4 protein-coding genes are annotated in these 3,968 nt (G+C 62.3%); all 4 read right to left on the reverse strand.

The genetic code is table 11. The annotated features are described in order from the left end of the window. Window positions 1–862: efflux RND transporter periplasmic adaptor subunit (locus ACXJ7R_RS26760; RefSeq protein WP_457154453.1), on the reverse strand; the 862-nt coding region annotated here is incomplete at its 3' end. An 80-nt stretch (window positions 863–942) separates the two neighbouring features. Continuing rightward, the gene (locus tag ACXJ7R_RS26765) at window positions 943–1,515 is read right to left on the reverse strand and encodes an HdeD family acid-resistance protein (RefSeq protein ID WP_457154454.1); all 573 of its coding nucleotides are present in this window, start codon (window positions 1,513–1,515) and stop codon (window positions 943–945) included. Window positions 1,516–1,583: 68 nt separating this feature from the next. Continuing rightward, window positions 1,584–2,822, reverse strand: a complete 1,239-nt coding sequence (locus tag ACXJ7R_RS26770) for an arginine deiminase (RefSeq protein WP_457154456.1) — start codon at window positions 2,820–2,822, stop codon at window positions 1,584–1,586. Window positions 2,823–2,845: 23 nt separating this feature from the next. Continuing rightward, a partial coding sequence (locus ACXJ7R_RS26775) for an amino acid permease (protein WP_457154455.1) occupies window positions 2,846–3,968 on the reverse strand: 1,123 nt, incomplete at its 5' end.

Here is a 3,968-nt window from a genome sequence, read left to right on the forward strand (position 1 = left end):
CGTAGAGGGTGACGAACTGTCCCGGCAGAAGGATATGGCGAGGATTGGGGAAAACTGCGCGGGCCGCGACCGTCCCAGTCTGCGGGTCGATCTCGTTCTCGATAAATTCGATTCGACCGGGCGTGTCGTAGTCCGTCCCGTTCGCAAGACGAAGCGAAAGTTTCAATGTGCTCGGATCGACGTTACTGCCGCTCGTCGCCTCCTGCTGCCGGATCGTCACAAGCAACCCTTCGGTCACAGCGAAAGCCACGCGGACGGTGTCCAGGCCGACTATGCGTGCCAGCGCACCGGAATCCGATCCGACCAGATTGCCGGTCGTGAACGTCGCGCGGCCGATGTTGCCGGAGATCGGGGCAGTGATACGAGCATAGGACAGGTTGAGTTCGGCGGTAGTCAGGGACGCCTGGGCAACCTGCACGTCCGCGGCAGCGACATCGAATGCCGCCTGGACCTCGTCTAGAGCGGCCTGTGAGATCGTTCTTCGGGCGAACAGATCCTGGTTGCGCGCCAGGCTCCGTTCGGCCGATATTCGTGTTGCCTCGGCACGCGCCACCTGCGCCCGTGCCGACGCAACCAGGGCATTGAGTTGATCCGGCTCGATCTCGAACAGCGTTTCCCCAGCCTTTACCGCTTGTCCACCCTTGAAATCGACGGAGTGCAGAAAGCCGGTGACACGCGCCCGGATGTCGACTGCCTCTATCGCTTCCACGCGACCGGTAAACTGCACGGGAGTGCTGACCCGCTGAACCTCGATCTTCTCGACGACGACAGCGGGCGGCGGCGCCTGCGTTCCGCCAGGTTGCTGGGCGAATGAAATCGAACTGATGAAAGGTGGTCCGGCGCCCCCCAAGCCAGCAGCCACCAAGCATGCCCAAAAAGCGCGGCTGATCCATCGCCGCCTCGCGACCGGACGATGTCGCTCGGATGCTTCGCACGGCGCCTTCATGACCGGGCTCTGCGCATCGTCAGGGCAATGGCAATGTAGGCGCCACCGGCGACAAGGAGGGAAATGCCAGCGACAGTACCTGGTGTGTAAATGCTGGTATAGGGCAACTTCAATGCGAGCGTCGCACTAGCGGCAAGGGCGACCAGGCCCGATACTCCGAACCACTGCCAACCATCTTGATCGCGCACCCGGAACGCGAGGGCGACTTGCAGGATGCCCTGCACCAGAAATACCAAGGCGATCAGAAGCGTGATCGCCAGAGCGCCCTTGAAGGGATTGAAGTATATAAGGATGCCGCCGACCAGCTCGACCGCGCCCGTGAGCTCTTGCCAGATGAATCCGCTCCACTCCTTGACTCGCAGGGATTGAACCATCTTCACAATGCCCGCGAGCGAAAGGACGATTCCAAGGACAACGCTTGCCGCGAATGTGGAAACCACCGGCAGCGCGACGGCCAGCACTCCAGCCGACGCAAGGCCAATGCCCAGCACCAAAAACCAACCCCATTTGGAACGCAGGGAGTCCGCTTGATGCTGGTGATCGGTTCCGCTCGTGGATGCGCCGCTCATCGTCGATTGCCTAACCAGAATTGCTGCACGAGCGGCGCCCATCTTTGATCTCCGGGAACGCTCTCTTGTCAGTAATCCACCGGATCACGGATTATCGGACAGGTCATGCAGTGGCCACCGCCACGACCGCGGCCTAGTTCCGCGCCGATGATGGTAATGACCTCCATGCCCTCCTTTCGCAGCAGCGTGTTTGTATAGGTGTTGCGGTCATAGGCGTACACGACGCCCGGCGATGCACAGACCAGATTTGCGCCACTATCCCATTGGGTGCGCTCGCGGACGTAGGCATTTCCGCCGGTCTCAACAACACGCATCTTCTTGAGGCCGAGCGAGTCGCGCACCGTCTCGACGAAGGTGCCTTTGTCCTTGTGCAGCTCGACGCCGCCCTTGCCGTCCGGCCGGTAGGAGAACGCCTCGATGCCATTGACGATATCTGGGTAGAGCAGCACGCAGTCGCGGTCGGCAAAGGTGAACACCGTGTCGAGATGCATCGCCGCGCGCAGCTTCGGCATCGCAGCGACGATGACGCGCTCGGCCGCGCCCTTCTCGAACAGCGTTGCAGCGAGCTGGCTGATGGCCTGACGCGAGGTGCGCTCGCTCATGCCGATCAGCACATTGCCCTTGCCGATCGGCATGACGTCGCCGCCCTCGAGCGTGGCGAGGCCCCAATCCTTGGTCGGGTCGCCCCACCACACGTTGACCTTGCCGGCGAAGTCGGGATGGAACTTGTAGATCGAGGTGGTGAGGATGGTTTCCTCATGCCGCGCCGGCCAATAGAGCGGGTTCTGCGTGACGCCGCCATAGATCCAGCAGGTGGTGTCGCGGGTGTAGAGCGTGTTCGGCAGCGGCGGCAGTAGATACTCGTTCACCCCGGCCGCGTCGCGGATCAGCTCGAGCTGTTCGCCGCCGATGGATTCGGGGAATTCATGGGTCGAGAGGCCGCCGATCAGCGTCTCCGCCAGATCGCGGTTGGAGAGCCCCTCCAAATAGGAGCGCACCTCGTCGACGAGGCCGAGGCCGATCTGATTCGGCACCACCTGATTGTCGAGGATCCATTTCTTCGCCTCGGGGACGGCGACAGTTTCGGCGAGGAGGTTATGCATCTCCACCACCTCGACGCCGCGATCGCGCATCTTGGTCATGAAGTCGAAATGGTCGCGCTTGGCGTTGTCGACCCACAGCACGTCATCGAACAGCAGTTCGTCGCAGTTGGTGGGCGTCAGGCGCTGATGGGCGCGGCCGGGCGCGCAGACCATGACCTTGCGAAGCTGCCCGACTTCGGAATGCACCCCGAATTTCGTTTCCATCGCCATGACTTGTGCCTTTCTCGTCAAGGTGTAATGGCGCCGGTCAACAGGCCGACGAAACCGGCGAGTCCAGCGACCAGTGTGGCGGCGAAGATGATGAGTTCGACCGATGTGAAGATCCGCGCGTTCTGTTCGCGCCGCGCCCAGAGGTACAGGACGGTTCCCGGCACGAAGAGCACCGCCACCAGCAGGACGTATTTCAAGCCGGCGGCCAGAAACATGACAAGCGTGTAGACGACGGCGATCCAGGCGAATAACTGGTCGCGCCCGCGCTGACCAGGCGAGGTCTCGTACCCCTCGCCGCGGCGGGCGATCAGCACGCCATAGCCCGCGACCAACAGGTAGGGCAGCAGCGCCGTCACGCTTGTCATGTCGAGCATGAAGTTGAAGGCGTCACGCGACCAATAGGTTGAGATGACGAATAGCGAGACGACGATATTGGTCAGCCAAAGCGCGTTGGCGGGAACCCGGTTGCCGTTCTGCGCCGCGAAAAGCTTGGGCATGTCCTGCGACTTCGCCGCGGCGAACAGCACCTCGGCGCAGATCAGCGACCAGGCGAGATAGGCGCCGAGCACTGACACCAGCACGCCGATGGAAATGAACACCGCGCCCCAATGTCCCACGACCAGTTCGAGCGCGCCGGCGAGCGAGGGCTGCTGGACTCCGGCGATGGCCGCACGCGTAGCCGTGGCGTAGGGCAGAAGGGTGATGGCCACCATCAGGCCGGTGACGCCGACGAAACCCAGGATGGTCGCGGTGCCGACATCAGAACGCTTCTGAGCGAAGCGCGAATACACGCTAGCCCCCTCGATGCCGAGGAAGACGAAAACGGTGATCAGCATGGTGTCGCGCACCTGCGCCAGCAGGGTCTTTTCCGGCATGCCCACGCCGCCGAGAAAATTCTCGGAGAATTGCGTGTAGTTGAACGCGAATGCCATGGCGAGGATCGCCACGATGATCGGTACGATCTTGGCGACCGTCACGACGCTATTGATGAAGGTGGCCTGCTCGACGCCGCGCAGGATCATGAAATGGAAGGCCCAGATGCCAACCAGCGAGACGATGATCGCGGTCGCGGTGCTGCCATCCCCGAAAATCTCCGGGAAAAAGCGCCCGAGCGTCGATCCGATCAGCACCCAGTAGAAG

The sequence above is a fragment of the Mesorhizobium sp. P5_C1 genome, from assembly GCF_054049815.1.